The 15,918-nt window shown below is 64.8% G+C and carries 20 protein-coding genes and 1 pseudogene; 4 read left to right on the top strand and 17 right to left on the bottom strand.

Translation table 11 applies throughout. From position 1 onward, the window contains the following. Nucleotides 1-24 precede the first annotated feature (24 nt). The 3 genes from phnC to phnE are packed head-to-tail and all read left to right on the top strand — an operon-like array spanning nucleotide 25 to nucleotide 2,713. A complete protein-coding gene (gene phnC, locus CCX87_RS20115) occupies nucleotides 25-894 on the top strand; it encodes a phosphonate ABC transporter ATP-binding protein (RefSeq protein ID WP_087748596.1) in 870 nt (289 codons plus the stop codon). A gap of 48 nt (nucleotides 895-942) precedes the next feature. Next, the gene (phnD, locus tag CCX87_RS20110) at nucleotides 943-1,890 is read left to right on the top strand and encodes a phosphonate ABC transporter substrate-binding protein (protein WP_087748595.1); all 948 of its coding nucleotides are present in this window, start codon (nucleotides 943-945) and stop codon (nucleotides 1,888-1,890) included. Between the two features lie 22 nt (nucleotides 1,891-1,912). Further along, nucleotides 1,913-2,713 carry a phosphonate ABC transporter, permease protein PhnE gene (phnE, locus tag CCX87_RS20105; RefSeq protein WP_087748594.1) on the top strand — a complete coding sequence of 267 codons (801 nt, stop codon included), beginning with the start codon at nucleotides 1,913-1,915 and terminating at the stop codon, nucleotides 2,711-2,713. A 4-nt stretch (nucleotides 2,714-2,717) separates the two neighbouring features. Here phnE and CCX87_RS20100 read toward each other — a convergent pair. The 5 genes and pseudogenes from CCX87_RS20100 to CCX87_RS20075 form a co-directional block, all read right to left on the bottom strand. Next, nucleotides 2,718-2,951 (bottom strand): annotated as a pseudogene (locus CCX87_RS20100) (polyphosphate kinase 2); the annotation flags it as partial. Nucleotides 2,952-2,989: 38 nt separating this feature from the next. Then, nucleotides 2,990-4,182 (bottom strand): IS3 family transposase gene (locus CCX87_RS20095; RefSeq protein ID WP_087748592.1). Its coding sequence is split into 2 segments (ribosomal slippage): nucleotides 2,990-3,921 and nucleotides 3,921-4,182, totalling 1,194 coding nucleotides; the frame shifts between segments, so codons are not numbered across the junction. 262 nt (nucleotides 4,183-4,444) lie between these two features. After that, nucleotides 4,445-5,008: a recombinase family protein gene (locus CCX87_RS20085; protein WP_021561445.1), complete on the bottom strand. Its 564-nt coding sequence runs from the start codon at nucleotides 5,006-5,008 to the stop codon at nucleotides 4,445-4,447. Nucleotides 5,009-5,243: 235 nt separating this feature from the next. Further along, nucleotides 5,244-5,564: a type II toxin-antitoxin system PemK/MazF family toxin gene (locus CCX87_RS20080; protein ID WP_021561444.1), complete on the bottom strand. Its 321-nt coding sequence runs from the start codon at nucleotides 5,562-5,564 to the stop codon at nucleotides 5,244-5,246. After that, nucleotides 5,564-5,791 (bottom strand): antitoxin MazE family protein, encoded by a 228-nt coding sequence (locus CCX87_RS20075; protein ID WP_031943320.1) that lies wholly within the window; start codon nucleotides 5,789-5,791, stop codon nucleotides 5,564-5,566. Before CCX87_RS20075 ends, CCX87_RS20080 begins: the two co-directional genes overlap by 1 nt. A 372-nt stretch (nucleotides 5,792-6,163) precedes the next feature. Between CCX87_RS20075 and CCX87_RS20070 the strand changes: the two genes are divergently transcribed. Then, nucleotides 6,164-6,823, top strand: a complete 660-nt coding sequence (locus tag CCX87_RS20070) for a recombinase family protein (protein ID WP_011178412.1) — start codon at nucleotides 6,164-6,166, stop codon at nucleotides 6,821-6,823. Between the two features lies 1 nt (nucleotide 6,824). Here the strand turns inward: CCX87_RS20070 and CCX87_RS20065 are convergent, their stop codons facing one another. The 12 genes from CCX87_RS20065 to trbG form a co-directional block, all read right to left on the bottom strand. Further along, nucleotides 6,825-7,499 (bottom strand): DNA methylase, encoded by a 675-nt coding sequence (locus tag CCX87_RS20065; RefSeq protein WP_011178411.1) that lies wholly within the window; start codon nucleotides 7,497-7,499, stop codon nucleotides 6,825-6,827. Between the two features lie 154 nt (nucleotides 7,500-7,653). After that, on the bottom strand, nucleotides 7,654-8,085 hold the full coding sequence (locus CCX87_RS20060) for an OmpA family protein (RefSeq protein WP_001665065.1): 432 nt from the start codon (nucleotides 8,083-8,085) through the stop codon (nucleotides 7,654-7,656). A 15-nt stretch (nucleotides 8,086-8,100) separates the two neighbouring features. Next, nucleotides 8,101-8,799 carry a TraX family protein gene (locus CCX87_RS20055; RefSeq protein ID WP_011114053.1) on the bottom strand — a complete coding sequence of 233 codons (699 nt, stop codon included), beginning with the start codon at nucleotides 8,797-8,799 and terminating at the stop codon, nucleotides 8,101-8,103. After that, nucleotides 8,799-9,065 carry a hypothetical protein gene (locus CCX87_RS20050; protein WP_010890140.1) on the bottom strand — a complete coding sequence of 89 codons (267 nt, stop codon included), beginning with the start codon at nucleotides 9,063-9,065 and terminating at the stop codon, nucleotides 8,799-8,801. The genes CCX87_RS20055 and CCX87_RS20050 overlap by 1 nt, the downstream gene beginning before the upstream one ends. Nucleotides 9,066-9,093: 28 nt before the next feature. Beyond that, complete coding sequence (locus tag CCX87_RS20045) at nucleotides 9,094-9,729, bottom strand: transglycosylase SLT domain-containing protein (RefSeq protein ID WP_011114052.1); 636 nt, start codon at nucleotides 9,727-9,729, stop codon at nucleotides 9,094-9,096. Between the two features lie 13 nt (nucleotides 9,730-9,742). Then, nucleotides 9,743-10,330, bottom strand: a complete 588-nt coding sequence (locus CCX87_RS20040) for a TrbM/KikA/MpfK family conjugal transfer protein (RefSeq protein ID WP_010890138.1) — start codon at nucleotides 10,328-10,330, stop codon at nucleotides 9,743-9,745. 17 nt (nucleotides 10,331-10,347) lie between these two features. Then, nucleotides 10,348-12,066 carry a P-type conjugative transfer protein TrbL gene (gene trbL / locus CCX87_RS20035; RefSeq protein WP_011114051.1) on the bottom strand — a complete coding sequence of 573 codons (1,719 nt, stop codon included), beginning with the start codon at nucleotides 12,064-12,066 and terminating at the stop codon, nucleotides 10,348-10,350. Between the two features lie 10 nt (nucleotides 12,067-12,076). Next, on the bottom strand, nucleotides 12,077-12,304 hold the full coding sequence (gene trbK, locus CCX87_RS20030) for an entry exclusion lipoprotein TrbK (RefSeq protein ID WP_000644148.1): 228 nt from the start codon (nucleotides 12,302-12,304) through the stop codon (nucleotides 12,077-12,079). A 9-nt stretch (nucleotides 12,305-12,313) separates the two neighbouring features. Next, the gene (gene trbJ, locus CCX87_RS20025) at nucleotides 12,314-13,078 is read right to left on the bottom strand and encodes a P-type conjugative transfer protein TrbJ (RefSeq protein WP_010890135.1); all 765 of its coding nucleotides are present in this window, start codon (nucleotides 13,076-13,078) and stop codon (nucleotides 12,314-12,316) included. Nucleotides 13,079-13,098: 20 nt separating this feature from the next. Continuing rightward, on the bottom strand, nucleotides 13,099-14,520 hold the full coding sequence (locus CCX87_RS20020; RefSeq protein ID WP_011114050.1) for a TrbI/VirB10 family protein: 1,422 nt from the start codon (nucleotides 14,518-14,520) through the stop codon (nucleotides 13,099-13,101). A gap of 4 nt (nucleotides 14,521-14,524) precedes the next feature. After that, nucleotides 14,525-15,013, bottom strand: a complete 489-nt coding sequence (locus CCX87_RS20015) for a conjugal transfer protein TrbH (RefSeq protein ID WP_006122479.1) — start codon at nucleotides 15,011-15,013, stop codon at nucleotides 14,525-14,527. Between the two features lie 2 nt (nucleotides 15,014-15,015). Further along, nucleotides 15,016-15,915: a P-type conjugative transfer protein TrbG gene (trbG, locus tag CCX87_RS20010; RefSeq protein ID WP_006122480.1), complete on the bottom strand. Its 900-nt coding sequence runs from the start codon at nucleotides 15,913-15,915 to the stop codon at nucleotides 15,016-15,018. Nucleotides 15,916-15,918 lie beyond the last annotated feature (3 nt).

Raw genomic sequence — 15,918 nt, 5'->3', positions numbered from 1 at the left:
ACTTGCCATCCACGGAGTGAGCCCATGTCCACCGCCCTGCGCATTCAAAACCTGAACAAGCATTTTGCCAACGGCAAACACGCGCTGCGTGACATTCACCTGAACATCCAGCAGGGCGAAATGGTGGCCCTCATTGGCGCGTCGGGTTCGGGCAAGTCCACGCTGCTGCGCCATGTGGCCGGGTTGGTGGTGGCCGACGCCGACAGCGAATCGCTGATTGAAATTGAAGGGCAGTGCGTGCAGCGCCAAGGGGTGCTGAGCCGCGACATTCGCCGGGTGCGATCGCAGGTGGGTTTTGTGTTCCAGCAGTTCAACCTGGTGGACCGGTTGCCCGTGTTGACCAATGTGCTGGTGGGCTTGTTGCACCGCACGCCGCTGTGGCGCGGCTGGGTGCGTTGGTTCAAGACCCATGAAAAGCACCTGGCTCTGGAAGCCCTGGGCCGTGTTGGCATTGCCGAATGCCACGCCCAGCGCGCATCCACCCTGTCGGGTGGGCAACAGCAGCGGGCCGCCATTGCACGCACCTTGGTGCAGGGCGCACGGGTGGTGCTGGCGGACGAGCCCATTGCTTCGCTGGACCCCGAGTCGTCTCGCAAGGTCATGGACATTCTGGCCCGCGTCAACCGCGAGGACCGCGTCACCGTGGTGGTGTCGCTGCACCAGGTGGACGTCGCCATGAAGTACTGCCCCCGGGTGGTGGCCCTTCACCAAGGGCGGGTGGTGTACGACGGCCCCTCTGCGGCCCTGACCCCGTCGTTGCTGCGCGAGCTGTATGGCGTGCAGGTGGAAGAACTGTTGCCGCCCGTGAATGCCACGGAGGTTGCCGCACCCAGCCCCGGTTCGCCGTCGCCCGCATGGGCGGGCATGCCCTTGCCCCTGGCGCAAGCGGCCTGAACGCTTTTCCTGCTTCCCCGTTTTTCCCCTTTCATCACTGGAGTTCACATGCTGAAGAAACTTGCGGTGGCCATGGGCTTTGCCCTGGGCCTGACCTTGGCACACGCCGAAGACATCAATTTCGGGATCATTTCCACCGAGTCCAGCCAGTCCCTCAAAGCCGACTGGCAGCCGCTGCTGGACGACATGGCCAAGAAGACCGGCTTCACGGTCAAGGCGTTCTTTTCGTCGGACTACGCCGGCATCATCGAAGGCATGCGCTTCAACAAGGTGCAGTTGGCCTGGTATGGCAACAAATCGGCCATTGAAGCGGTGGACCGCGCCAACGGCGAAGTGTTTGCCCAGATGGTCAACGCCGACGGCACCCAGGGCTACTACTCGCACCTGATCGTGCACAAGGACAGCCCCATCCAGGGCCTGGACGAAGTGCTGAAGAACGGCAAAAGCTACAGCTTTGGCAATGGCGATCCCAACTCCACCTCGGGCTTTGTGGTCCCGGGCTTCTATGTGTTTGCCCAGAATAAGATCGACGCCAAGAGCCATTTCAAGGTGGTGCGCAACGCCAACCACGAGACCAACGCGCTGGCCGTGGCCAACAAACAGGTGGACGTGGCCACCAACAGCAGCGTAAACCTGGAGCGCCTGAAGGCCAACTACCCCGAAAAGTTCAAGGAGTTGCGCATCGTCTGGACCTCACCCCTGATCCCGTCCGACCCCCTGGTGTGGCGCAAGGACCTGCCCGAAGCCACCCAGGCCAAGCTGAAGGATTTCCTCTTCAACTACGGCAAGACGGACGCGCGTGAGAAAGAGGTGCTGATGAAGATCAACAAGATCTCCGGCTTCAAACCGTCCACCAACGCCCAGCTGGTGCCCATTCGCCAACTGGACCTGTTTGGCAAGCGCAACAAGCTGGAGGCCGACACCACCCTGTCCGACGCCGACAAACAAGCCAAGCTGGCCGAGATCGACAAGCAGCTGGCCGCCCTGAAGAACTGACGACAGCCCCCGGGAACAGGCCATGACCACTTCTCTTGCCCCCTTGGGCACCCCTGTGTTGAACGAACCCCGCAAAGGCTGGCTCTGGTATGGGGGCTGGGGGGTGGTTCTGGCCTTGCTGGCGGCCTCCTGGCGGGGTGCCGACATGCGCCCGCTGGACCTGTGGCGGGACTCGGGCAACATGGCCACCTACCTGGCCGAGTTCTTTCCGCCCAACTTTGCCGACTGGCGCATGTACATCGACGAGATGGTGGTCACCCTGCAGATTGCGCTGTGGGGCACGGCCCTGGCGGTGGTGACCTCGGTGCCGTTGGCGCTGCTGGCCTCCAGCAACATCGCGCCGGCCTGGATTCACCAGCCCGTGCGCCGGTTGATGGACGCCGCGCGGGCCATCAACGAGATGGTGTTTGCCATGCTGTTCGTGGTGGCCGTGGGCCTGGGGCCGTTTGCCGGTGTGCTGGCGTTGTGGATCCACACCGCCGGGGTGCTGGCCAAGCTGTTTTCCGAAGCGGTGGAGGCCATCGACCCGCAACCGGTGGAAGGCATCCGCTCCACCGGGGCGGGGTTGCTGCACGAAATCGTCTACGGCGTGATTCCGCAGGTCATGCCGCTGTGGATTTCGTTTGCGCTTTACCGCTTCGAGTCCAACGTGCGCTCTGCCTCGGTGGTGGGCATGGTGGGCGCGGGGGGCATTGGTGTGGTGCTGTGGGAAATCATCCGCGGTTTTCAGTACGCCCAGACCGCGGCGGTGATGATCATCGTCGTGGTCACCGTCAGCCTGATCGACCTGGTGTCCGCCCGCATCCGCAAGTCGCTGATCTGACCGATCAGTAACGCTCCGGCACCATCATGTCGGCTGGCACGGCCTGGCGCACGTAGTCTTCGTGGCGCTCGCGTTCTGGCAGGGTGATGGTGGTGCGCTCCACCTCGTTGTAGGGCATTTGCTCCAGCAGGTGGGCAATGCAGTTCAGGCGGGCCTTTTTCTTGTCGTTGGCCTGCACCACCCACCAGGGGGATTCGGGGATGTGGGTGCGCTCCAGCATCACCTCCTTGGCCTTGGTGACCTTGCCCCTGTTTGCTGGAGTTCTTAGCCCACGGATTACGCGGCCTTTTTACGCTGTGCCTCGTACCAGCGTTGCTCATATTGCATCGGGCTGAGGTATCCCAGCGTCGAATGCAATCGTCGGTGATTGTAGAAAGCCATCCAGTCCAGCACCGCGTCCATGGCCTCACGCCGGGTAGCGAACTTCCTGCCGTACAGGCTGGCCGTTTTCAATCTGCCCCAGAAGCTTTCGGTCGGTGCATTGTCCCAGCAGTTACCCTTCCTGCTCATCGATGAGCGCATCTCCCAGACACGTAGCGTGTCCTGGAATTCGTGGCTGCAATATTGACTGCCACGGTCGCTGTGGAAGATGAGGCCAGCCTCAGGGCGGCGCCGGAACCACGCCATGGTGAGCGCATCCTTGACTAGACTGGCTTGCATATGGGCTTGCATGCTCCAGCCCACCACCTGACGGCTGAACAAATCAATGACGCCCGCCAGGTACAACCACCCCTCGTCGGTAGCGATGTAGGTGATGTCGCCACTCCACAACCGGTTGGGCGCCTCGGGATTGAAGCGCCGCTGCACGAGGTCGGGCGCCACCGGCAGACTGTGCCGGCTATCCGTGGTCACCACGAATTTGCGCTTGGTCTTGGCTTTGATGCCGTGCTGCTGCATCAGGTGACGTACCCGCTCTTTACCGACACGAATCCCGCGTGCAAGCAGCTCCTTGTGCATACGCGGCCAGCCGTACTCCTGCTTGACCTCTATGTGAATTGCACGCATGTGGGCCAGTAAGGCTTCGTCGCTATGGCGGCCAGCAGGCCCTGGGCGAGCAGCGTCACGGCGGCGCTGCCAGACAAAATAGCCACTGGCGCTGACCTCCAGCACTTCGCAGGAGATGCTCACTGGATACTGGTTTCTCATTTGGTAAATCCAGGCGTACCTCGCAGCGTGTCCTGCGCGAAGTACGCCGCGGCTTTTTTTGCGATGTCTCGCTCCATTCGAAGCCTGGCAACCTCAGCACGCAGGCGCGCCAGCTCCATTTGCTCAGGCGTGACGGATGCAGGTCTGTCTCCTACACCGCCCACATCACCCTTGGCGCCGCGGCGTACCCAGTTGCTCAGGCTGGCCTTGGGGATACCCAATACCTTGGCTGTGGCAGCAATGGATTGCCCACCCTTGACCTGACGCACCGCCTCCAATTTGTATTCCCGCGTGTACTGCGCTCGAACTTGCTTGTCTGACATTTCTTGACTCCTTGGTCGTATTTTGAACAAGGCTCAAGAACTCCACTTTCCGGGGGCAAGGTCATCTTTTCGGCAAGCTGCTGGCCGATCTTCTTCCAGTCAAAGAGATAGTCGGGATACAACCGGCGCATGTCTCGCTTGTCCTGCGGCTCAAGCGTGTAATTGCGAATCCGCATGATGTTGTAATTGCTCCTGCCGACTTTGACCGTGAGATAGCAAAAGCCCTTTCTGGTCGTGACGAAGGCACTGCTTTGCTTGCGGCTCATGGTTGCTCGCTCCCGCCTTGCAGCGCGGCGTATAGGGCCGTCTTGCTCACCTTGAGCCGTGTAGCAGCCTCCCGGACGTTCAGCCCGTTGGCAATATGCTCCTGCGCCCGCTGCAACTTGTCGGCAGTGACAACCGGCTTGCGCCCGCCCTTGCGCCCGCGAGCGGCGGCAGCGGTCAGCCCGGCCTTGGTGCGCTCACGGATCAAGTCGCGCTCGAACTGGCCCAGCGCGCCGAACACGTGGAAGATGAGCCGCCCGCCCGGTGTGGTGGTGTCAATGCTTTCTGTCAGCGACCGGAAGCCGACGCCACGCGCTTCCAGCGCGCCGATTGTCTCGATGAGGTGTGGCATCGAGCGCCCGAGCCGATCCAGCCGCCAGACGGCCAGCACGTCGCCGTCGCGCAGATAGGCCAGCGCGGCGGCCAAGCCGGGCCTGTCGGCCTTGGCCCCGGAAGCCGTGTCCTCAAAGACGCGCTCGCAGCCCGCCTTGCGCAGTGCATCCGTCTGCAAGGCGGTGTCCTGTTCAGCCGTCGATACCCGCGCATAGCCGATGAGTGCCATTACCGCCCCTTTTGTCCGTTTTTCCGTCCGCCTATCATAATGTCCGACAACCCGTTATTCAAGCGCATTGCCGGACAGTGACCGGCTTGGCCGACTAATGATCGTTTGACGGACAAGGCGGCGCATGTGCCGCCATCCCGGCGCAATGGAACAGCGAACCGACTTAAGCCGGAACCGCCGAAAATTCCGGCGCGATACCGAGTAAGCCGGAATCCCAGATTTTTCCGGCACCGGGTCAAATAACGCCAACGACCAACAGGAGCGCCCTATCTATTGCTTTCATTCGCTCATCGTCGAGGCGGCCAAACGGTTCACTGATTTTGGTGCGCGGTAGCGTCGAGAGCTTGTCCACCATAACTTGCGATAGTGCGCGCAGCCCGTTAGCTGGATTCGGTTCCACGGTGACGCGAAACGCGGCATTGCGCAGGTCGCTTGTCACTGGGCACAGCACAACGCTTTCCAAGTCGGTTAGTAGGTCTGATTGAACGATCAGGGCTGGTCGTGGTTTGCCGTAGTCACCCTGCAATGAAACCGTCACGAGGTCGCCTCGCTGCATCACTCCCAGCCCTCAACGTGCGATGCCGCCTCTTCGGTGAAGCGCAAAACCTCTGCTTCTGCTGGGTCGCCCTTCAGGCTTTGGCATTGCTTGCGCACTTGCGCCGTGAACTCAGGCGAACGGGTGTCCGGCACCCAAAACTGCACAGGCCGCAGCCCCGCCGCGCGCATCCGTTCGCGGTGTCGGGCTACCTTTGATTCGTGAATTGATGGCATGGTGCTCTCCATTGGTTGCATGTATGGTTACATGATACTGCGCATGAAACCATAGCGCAAGCCAAGCCGTTCCGCAACGTCGTGCAGGGAAGTTCTGCGCAATTTCCGCCCTTCTTGGAGTTTCGTGCATAGGACTGCTGACACGACCCGGTCAGAAGTCGGCTGCACACGGGGCGGCCAGCCTCATGAACTGGTGCAGACGTCTTCTGAAAATGACAAGGCAAGACCAAGGCGAAGCGCAGCGCGATCATCACGCCGCGCACCGCCCAGGAAACACAGATTGCGGCCATGCCGCGCCAGTCACGCGCAGCGCGCCAGGCGCTCGCCAAGACGCCACCGCTGCGCGTCGGCGGCGATGGCCTGGTCGAAGGTGCCGACCGCATCATGCGGACGCCGACCGAGCACCAGGCCGCCGGCGTCGCTTTCAAGGTCGCGCGCATCTACTTGCGCGTCAGCACCGACGAGCAGGACTTGACCAGGCAGGCCGCCATCGTGGAGAGCACCAGGGCCGCCGGCTTCTACGTCGCCGGCATCTACCGCGAGAAGGCTTCGGGCGCTCGCGCCGATCGCGCCGAGCTGCTGCGCATGATCGGCGACCTGCAACCCGGTGAAGTCGTCGTTGCGGAGAAGATCGACCGCATCAGCCGCCTGCCGCTGCCCGAGGCCGAACGCCTCGTGGCCTCGATCCGCGCCCAGGGCGCGCGCCTGGCTGTCCCTGGCGTGGTCGATCTATCCGACCTGGCCGCCGAGGCGAAGGGCGTGGCAAAGGTGGTGCTGGAGTCGATCCAGGACATGCTTTTGAAGCTGGCGTTGCAGATGGCCCGCGACGACTACGAGGATCGCCGCGAGCGGCAGCGGCAGGGCGTCGAGCTGGCGAAGGACGCCGGCCGCTACACCGGCCGCAAGGCCAACACAAAGGTGCATGAACGCATCGTGGCGCTGCGCAGCGCAGGCCACAGCATTCCAGAGACGGCCAGGCTGGCCGGGTGCAGTGAAAGCCAGGTCAAGCGCGTATGGGCGCTGCACAACCAGGCGCAGGCGTGACCTACTCGGCCGCCTCCAGCTCGCGCAGGCATTCCATGATCGCCGCCCGCTCCAGCGGATCGAGCTTGGCGAGCTTCGCTTGCCAGCGGGCTTTCTTCCGCTTGATGCGCTCGCGCTCGCGGAAGTTGCTGCCGAGGTAGCGCAGATCGTGCAGCTCGGCCGGCTCGGGGTAGTTCATCCACAGCCGTTCGATAGCGATGCCGCCGCGCGTCATCGCGTTGAAGTCGATGGTTCTCCATGACGCCAAGGGAGAGCTGTCATAGATCGTTGAGCTGTAGCCCGACACCATCACCGCGCACGGCAAGCCGGCCAGCACGTCGAGCAGCCGCACGTGGTCGGCGTCGTCGTATTCGTGGCGGTATAGCTTGCCGCCGCGCCGGCTGTCCATCACGTAGGGCGGATCGGCGTAGACGAACTCGGAGCCGGTGAACTGGTGGGACTCCAGCCAGGCCACGGCGTCGCCGTGGTGCAGCTCCAGGCCGGGCACGTCGAGCTGCTGCCAGACCTCGATCACCTCGGGATCAACGTCGATGCCGACGCTGCGGGCAGCGGGCCGCTTGCGCTCCAGGATGTTGCCGCCGCCCAGGTGCGTTTCGATGTACGTGTCGTGAGGCGGGATGTTGTTGATGATCGTCTGGTAGACGCCGGCACCGCCCTTGCCGCCGGGGTATCTCATGGCCTTCTTCCTGGAGTAAATCGGGACTTGGCCAGCATCGTCAGAAATGGCGATGCTGTCAAGGGAAGCCGGCCGGGCCTGCATCGTCAGAGCCGACGATGCGAAGCTGCTGGAGCGTCCTGCAGCACCGCCAGGAATGGCGATGCCGGATCGCTCAGTAGGTGGGGATGTAGACCACCTCAATGTCCACGCGCTGGTTCTCGCGCCGGCCCTCGGCCGTCGAGTTGTCTGCCACGAAATCGGCGGCCGATGCGAAGTTCACCATGATCTTGAGCGGCGAGACGCCGCGCGCCACCAAGTACGACCTGGCCGAGAGCGCACGGCGTAGTGCAAGGGCCTCATCGGCCGCGCTGGGCCGTAGTGTGCTGGTGCGCCCGCTGATGTAGATGATCGCCGCATTCCTAGCGTCGGCCAGCAGCTCCAGGGCCTCTGGCGTCGGCTGGAATGTCGCGCTGCTGTCGGGGAAGGACACCGATACGCCGGACTTGATCGGCGTGCCGAAGTTGCCGGCGTCGCCGGCGGCCAGTGCGCTTTGCGCGCTGACCAGGAACGCCAGAGAGAGGGCCAGAAGAACGGGTTTTCGCATGGGGCAGGACTCCAATCAGAAGAACAGGTAGCCGGCCTTGCTCATGGGGATGCGGATCAACCAGAGCGAGGCCAGGTGCAGCGGGTAATAGGCGTAGAAGGCCCAGCGCAGGCGCGGCACGCGCACATCCACCCGCGAGGCCAGGAAGAGCACCGGCAGGGCTGCCAAGGCCCACAGGTTGCGATTGACGAACCACAGGGCCGCGCAGGCCAGCACCGCGACCGCCGCGGCGGCCCAGCTCGGCCGGCGCGTGTACGACCACACCGCCAGGCCGAAAGCCACGGCCGGCCACCAATATTCGACCGAGCTGCCGCCGACCAGGAACACCACGCCGGCGGCCGCCAGGTGCAGCTTGCCGCCACGTTCGACCAGGTAAGCCGTGGCCGTGACGACCAGCAGCGTGAACATCACGTTGAGCGGCCACCAACCGGCGTACAGGCCGCCGAGGGCCACGAAGGGCACGGAGGCCAGCGCGCCGAACATCGCCAGGCGCGACATGGTGCGGCCGTACACGCCGCGTTCGAGCGTGCCCGGCCGGGCCAGGTTGTAGGCCAGGACGAACACGAAAAGGGGGAGCGCCACGCGGCCGGCCTCGAACAGCACCGGCAGCGTCGCGTTGAACAGGTACTTGTTGACGTGATCGCCGGTCATGAGAACCAGTGCGAGCCACTTCAACGCTTCGACGGTTCCATCAGGAATCCGCAGGGCCTTCATCAGCGCCGGCCCCCGCGAATCGCGTAGGCGCGCAGCACCAGGAAGATGATGTAGAGCGCTGGCAGTGAGAGCACGAAGGCGATGGGCTTGCCGATCCACGCCGGCAGCGCCCACAGCAGAAGGCCCAAGGCGAAGATCGGGCCGAGGCCCAGCAGAAGCAAATCGAGCTGGTTCTTGGCCTGTCCTTCCGCCCACTTGCAATAGGCTTGAAGCAACCGGCCGACGCCCAGCGTGTACCGCATCATGAAGGCGTGGAATTTGTCCATGTTTAGCCGCTAAATCGGAAGAGCCGGCCTACTCGGCCGACCCCTCGCGTGAAGTGTTGAAAGACACCGTGCGGGGCACGTAGCCGGCCACCGACACGCTGCGAGCTGCTGCGGCCGCTGGGGCGGCCTGCTGGGGTGCTGGTGCCGGCCTGGCCGCCGGCGTCGCCCGCTGGGCCACCGTCGCGGGCTGGCTGGGCGTCGAGGGCGTGGCCCCGGCCTTCGTCACGTCAAGCGTGACGAACCGAGCTTCGAGCCAATCGGCCCACTTCGACGCCTTGCGCATCAAGTCGGCCCGGTACACCGCGTTGTACTGCGGCGTGCGCGAGTGGTAGTTCGCCGCCTTCGTCCAGAGGTCGCCCTTGTCGTTGCGGATGTGCATCCGCAGCCGCCAGGCGGCCAGGTCGAACGAGTAGCAGCCGGCAGCCGCCACATCGTTCGCCGTGATGCCGTATCGGGCCAGGTCGCCCAGGTACGCGGTGTTGAACTGCATCGGGCCAACGTCATGCGTGCCATTCGAGTTGCGCACCCACTGGCCCGGCTTGCCGCCCTCTTTCTCGGCGACGGCCAACACGATGTTGACCGGCACCTCGTACTTGACGGCGGCCGAGATCGAGCAGACGACGCGCTCCTGGAGCTGCGGCGGCAGATCGGCGAAGAACGGCATGCCCTCCCCTCCCTCAGTTCAGCCAGGACTGACGGCGGCGCTCTTCGTCCTCGCGCCGGATGCGTTCGTTGTACTCGGCCAAGGCGCGGTCATAGTCGCGCGCTTCGACCCAATACCCGCCCCGCTCTGGCGTCCCGACATAGCGCGGCAGCGTGCCGCTGCTGGCGAAGTCGGTGTAGGCGTGGCCGGTGTAGGCCCCGCAGTAGTCAGGCAACTGGTTGCTGATGTACGTGCGCCCATCGTCGTAGCCGCCCGTCCACATCACCAACGTCGAGTTCAGCGACTGCGCGTCGCAACGGCCAGCGCCGCGCGAGATCGCCGACACGAGCGACTGCATTTCCGGCGTCTGGCTCGCCACCGGGCAAAGCTGGAGGAAGTTCAGGCGGGCGCGGATCGTGTCCGACAGCTTGCGCTTCGTGATGTTGAAGTACCGCGACAGCGACGGCGTGCATTCGCTCGGGCGCGTGCCCGACGACAGGCACAGGATCGCCTCGCAGGCCAGGCGCGTGTCGCCGGTCAGCACGTCTTGCGCGCTGGCCGTGCCGGCGGTCGATCCGAGGGCTGCCACGAGGGCGGCCAGGGCAAACAGTTTCTTCTTCATGGTTGGACTCTCCTTGGTTACGCAGTTGTGCCGTCGCGGCCTTGCTCGCGGTTGGCGAACGCAGCTACTTCGGACTCGGGATCGGCATCGGCGGGGCCGCCTGCCAGGCTGTTGTCGCCGAAGCTCGGCGCGGGCTGCTGGTCGGGCACGTCGATGTTCTCGGCCGTGCCGCTTCCTTGCGCCTTGATCGCGGCGGCGATCTTTCCGCCAGTGGTGTCGGCGATCCGCTCGGCTGCGGCTTCGCGCAGGCTCGCGGCTTTGGCCTTGGCAACATCGGCGGTTCCCTTCGCCAAGTTCGCGCCGGCGTCGGCGGCGATGCGGCCGGCCGTGCCGAGGGCCGATGCGGCCGATGCGAGCAAGCCGGGGCCGGTGCTGCCCGGTGCGGCCTGCTGCCCTTGCCCTGCCCCGCCGGCGGGCTTGGGTTCGTTCTTGGCGGCCTTGTCGGCACTGCTGCCGGTGCTGGCCGTCGAGCTGCTGCCCTGGCCGCCGGCGTCGGCTTTGCCGCCGCCCTTATCGCCGCCCTTCGAGCTGCCCGAGCTGCTGCCGGTCGAGGGGCTGCCGCCACCCGACGAAGAGCCACCGCCGGAGCTGCCGCTAAAGCCCGCAGCCTGAGCGAAGGGCGTGCTGCCGGTGCCGGCGTCGCCGCCGCCGCCCGCACCGCCGCCCGAGCTGCCGCCGCCCGAGAAGGCCGACATAACGTCCGTGCCTGCCGACACGTTCTCATTGGCCTTCGAGAAGGCGGCCATGACGGCAGAGGCACCACCGGCGGCCGAGGCTGCGCCGGCGGCCAGAGCGGCGCCGCCGGTCGCGGCCGCTGCTGCTGCCATGCCTGCGGCACCCAACGCAGCGCCTGCACCGAACTGGCCGATGCCGGCACCGCCCACGCTCGCGCCGGTGATGATCCCGGCGATGAGCGGCGGAATCTTGTTGACCAACGCCAAGAGGATGATGACGACGATCAGCATCACGCCCATTTCCTTGAGGCTGATGCCGGCGCTCATGCGCGAGTAGTAGTCATCGAGGAAGGTCTTGCCGATGCCCACCAGGAGCACCATTGCGAAGAGCTGCGCGGCCACGCCCAGGACGACCTTGTAGTAGTTGATCGCCATGTCGGAAGTCCAGCGCGAACCACCGAAGCCGAGGAAGAACACGCCGCCGTAGGCGAGCACCCAGCCCGACGCGAGCAGCAGAAGCATATTCACACCGACCAGGGCCAGGATGACCAGGATCGCCACGGCCATGAGGATGCCGGCCATGCTGTCCACCGGCGACCACACCGAGGACTGATCCATCACCTTGTCGAAGATCGCAAAGCCCACGTCCACGATGCCCGAGGGCGACAGAGCATTGCCCAGGCCCGTCGCGTTGCCGGCGAGCTGCCGCAACGACGCATAGATGGACGAGGCGAAGTTAGGGCCGTTGGTCAGCGCCCACCAGAAGAAGCCGGTAAAGATCGTGAAGCGGACGAACTCCGCGAAGAACTCGCCAATGTCGGCCTTGCGCAAGGCCATCATGCCGAACGTCCAGACCATCGAGATCACAACCAGCGTCCAGAAGAGCCAGGTTGCGGCCGTGGTGATGACACCGGCCCAGCCGCTCGCGGCGGCCTGGTAGCGATCCAGCACGCTATCGAACACGCCGGCGTTGTCGATGGCCGCGTGGGCATCGACCGCGAAGAACGCCAGCCAGACGAACAGCGGCAGGGCGAGGGTTTTTAGATTGGCTGGCATTCTCATCGTCAGCACCTCACCATTCGCGTTTCGGGCTGGGCTTGAAATCCCCACCACGACGCAAGCACAGCGACGAAAAAGCCTGCTGGACGCCCTTGTCCTCGATCTTGGCGATGTTCTCGGGCTTGCAGTTCTCGTCGTTCACTTCCGGCATGGGGGCCGTGGCCGGCTTGTTGTCGCAGCCGGCGACCAAGGCCGCCACGAGGGCGGCCGAGGCCAAGGACAGAGCCTTGATTGCTTTCATGAATCCCCCTTACCAGGTGCGCGCCGGGCTGGCCCGGTAGCTGCCCTGGCGCAGTTGTGCGGCCGCTGCCGCCTGCTGGGCTTCCTTGTCGGCGTCGGCCTGCATCTTGGTTGCCATCGCGTTCTGCTGCGCGATCAGCAGGCCACGAATCTGCAAGAGCTGGTTGGCCTGCTGGCTGGCGAGCTGGTTGGCGTAGCCGATGGCCTGCATTTGGCCCTGCGCGCCCTGCGCTGCCGATTGAAGACGCTGCAACGTCGCTGCATCGGCCGTGAGATTCGTTTGCTGCCTATCGAGGCCCTTGAACAAGGCATCGTTGGCCTTCTTCTGCGACTCGCTCGCGAGCTGGGCCACATTCCGAAGTGCTGCGCGTTCCGCGTCGGAGCACCCTGCCGCCGTAAAGCACGGCGAGTTCTTGTAGTAGTTCACGTCCTGGAACTTGCCGATGTAGCTGTCCAGGCTGCCGAGTTGGGTCTTGTAGTAATCCAGCGTGTTGACCGCGTTCATCAACCCGTTGATGGTCGATTGCGCCTGATCCCAGATATACGCGGCCGGGGCCATCGTGTTCTGGAGTTGGTTTTGATACTGCTGGAGCTGGGTGCTGTACTGCTCAATTTGCTTGAGCGTCTGGGCCACCGATTCGATGGCCGTCATGATGTTCTGCGACAGGTTGGTGCCGTCGATGACGGGGATGCCAGCCTGCACAGGTGTGACCGCCAGCGTGCTCGAAACAGCAATGACGAGGGCCAATTTAGCGGCTAAAAACTTCGGCTTCATGGTGCTTTTCTCCTATGGCGTTAGTAATCGAAGGAACGGTACGGCTTGGAAAACGTCATGTCCTTCGTGACCACGACGTTGAAGCGATACCCCGGCCGAATTTCCAGCGTCGGCGAAATGCTCAGGTTCTTGGCGATGAGTTGCGCCGTAACCTGGCCGAGCTGCTGGCCGAGGGCTTCGCTTAGGGCACTGCTGGCGCTCGGTGCGCCATAGGTGTTTGTGGCCTGGTTCTGGCGTTGGCTGTAGGTGATGCCTGCTGTCACGCCGGACATGAGGAAGGCCGAGCCGAACAGGCGCACATAGTGGTTGTTCACCTGGTCGTGGAAGCCCGCGTATCCCGCGCTGTCCGCGCCTGGCATCGCGCCAATGTCCATCGCCTTGCCATCGGGGAACACGATGCGTTGCCACGCAACCAGCACGCGCGCTTGGCCGTAGGCCACGTCGCTCGAATACGAGCCGACGAGGCGCGATCCCTGCGGGATCAACAGGTGCTTGCCGGTCGGTGTGTCGTACACGTCCTGCGCGACCTGGGCCATGATTTGGCCCGGCAGATCGGAGTTGATGCCCGAAATGAGCGTGGCCGGCACGACGAAGCCCGCGCGCAGCTCGAACGGTGTGCGCGGCGCTTCCGGCTGCGAATCCAGCTTCCAGCGGTCGCCCTGCCCACCTTGGCCGAACTGCGCCATGCTGTTGCGCCCGCCGCCGCTGGTCGAGGTTTGCAGGAGCTGCGGCGCACCGCCCGCGCCCATGCCGCCGGCGGCCGGAGCCGCGCCGCCACCACCGACGCCCATGCCGCGAATCTGCGCCAGGCGTGCTTGATAGGCGGCGGTCGGATCGTTGCTGCGCTGCGCGTCGATTTGCTGCTGCACCGCTGCGATGCGGTTCAGCATTTCATCGCGCGTCTGCGGCGTGCCGGTGTAGGTGCTCGGGCCACCCGGCGCGGAGCCGTTGCTACGCGGGGCATCCACGCGCACGGTGGTCTTGGCCTTCACGGCTTCGCCGAACATCTGCATCTTCGCCATGCGGATGCGCTGGGCCTCGTCGTCGTTCACCGGCTGGCCCGGGTTGCCGGGGTTGGCCGGCGGGGCCGGCGGCGCGTCCGGGTTGGACGGCCGCGCGATCTCCAGCGGAGCCGACGCCGGGCCGGTCGGCATGTCGGGCACCTTGAGCGGGCTTGCCGGCTCGATCAAGCCGCCGGTCTTGTCGCCTGCGATCTCCTTGGCGAACATCGACGTGTTGCCGGCCTTCTCCTTGGGGCCGTCCGCCGGCGCGTTCTGCTTGGCCGCGCGATCCGCCGCGACCAGGGCCATGACCAGCACGAACGACAGCAGGACGCCGCCGAGGATGTACATGGGCATGTTGTTGACGCGACGGACGCCCGCCTTCTTGGACACTTCGCCAGGCGAAGCGTCAGGTGCCATCTGATCGGCGTTTTCTGTCATGGCGTCACTCCTTGCGCACCCAGTACCCGGCCGGCGCGAACGTGCCGTTTTGCGCCAGGTAAGGGCGGGTGATGGATTGATTGCCGACCATCAAGGTCAGGCGGTACAGGTTCGAGTCGCCAGCCTGGTCGAGCACGTAGCGCAACGGCAGGCCGCCCGACGCGGCCGTGGTGGCCGGTGCGCTCGCCTGCGATGCCGCCGAGGCCGGGGCCTGCGTGGAAGCGCCGGCCGGGGCGTACTCCAGGAGGGCATAGCCCTTGTCGCGCAGCGACTTGACGAGCGCCTGGCCGAACGGATCGGGCGTCGGCTGTTGCAGCTCCAGGCGCGTGCGCGCCGGCGCGTACAGCGTGGCGAGCTGCTGCACCGCGTCGGTGGCGAGCTTCTGCTGATCGAGCGCGGCCGACTGGACGAAGTTGCCGTACTGGCTGGTGGTTGCGCAGCCGCCGAGGCCCAGGGCGAGGGCGAGCAGCGCGAGAGAGACGATCTTGCGCATGGTCACTTCCTCCGGCTGATGGTCACGCGGTCTTGGCTACTGCCAACACCGGCAATCAGGATCGCGCGGTCAAACACCGTGTCCACGATGTAGCGATTGCCCTGCACGCGGTAATTGACCAGCACCGTTTCGTCGTCGGTGAACAAGCCGCCCTCTTTGCGCACGACCAGGAGCGTCGGCGCTTCGGTCTGCTGCATCGTGCCGGGCATTTCGATGATGGTCTTGCGGCCATCGTTGTAGACGCGCACAGGCTTCCAGCTCGCCGACCCGGACAGCTCATAGTCGAACGAGAGATCGCCCAGGTACTCGCCCGTCGCCGGCAGGGTGTTGTCGGTGCGTTCCTGCTTCTCGCGGCGCTGGATCGCGTCCCACTTGGCTTGCGCTTCCTCGGGGTACGTGAACGAGACTTGCGGCATGTACTCGGTGCGATGCGAGCGCAGGCGGAAGTGGTAGCTGCGGCGGTTCGTGGTCACAACCAGGCTGGTTTCGAGGCCCACGTCCATCGGCTTGATGATGAGGTGCTGAACCTCGGTCGCGCCGCTGCCGGTGATGGCCGGTTCCACCGTCCACCTGGCCGTGTCGCCCAGGTTGATCGAGTTCACTTGTTCGCCGGGCTGCAAGGCCACGTCGCACACCTGGAGCACCGCGCAAACGATGCTCGGCTGCTGCGCGCCGTACACGAACTTGATGGCACCGCCCGAGCCGGCCACCGGCTTGATGCCGGTCGCCGACCCCGCTTCCCACCGTTTGGCGATGGCGAGCGCCGCGCGCTCTTGAGCGGTCAGCGTCGGGTTGGTCTTGTTGAAATACTTGTCGGCAATGTCGTCGCCAGGGGCGGCCAGAGCCAGGGAGGGCACCGCCACAGCAGCGCCCACGATCAAAGCGGAGAGGGTTTTCTTCATGGT

Origin of the sequence: Acidovorax sp. T1 (assembly GCF_002176815.1) — a bacterium.
In the GTDB taxonomy this organism is placed as follows: domain Bacteria; phylum Pseudomonadota; class Gammaproteobacteria; order Burkholderiales; family Burkholderiaceae_C; genus Acidovorax.
This window is presented reverse-complemented; position numbering and strand designations above follow the sequence as displayed.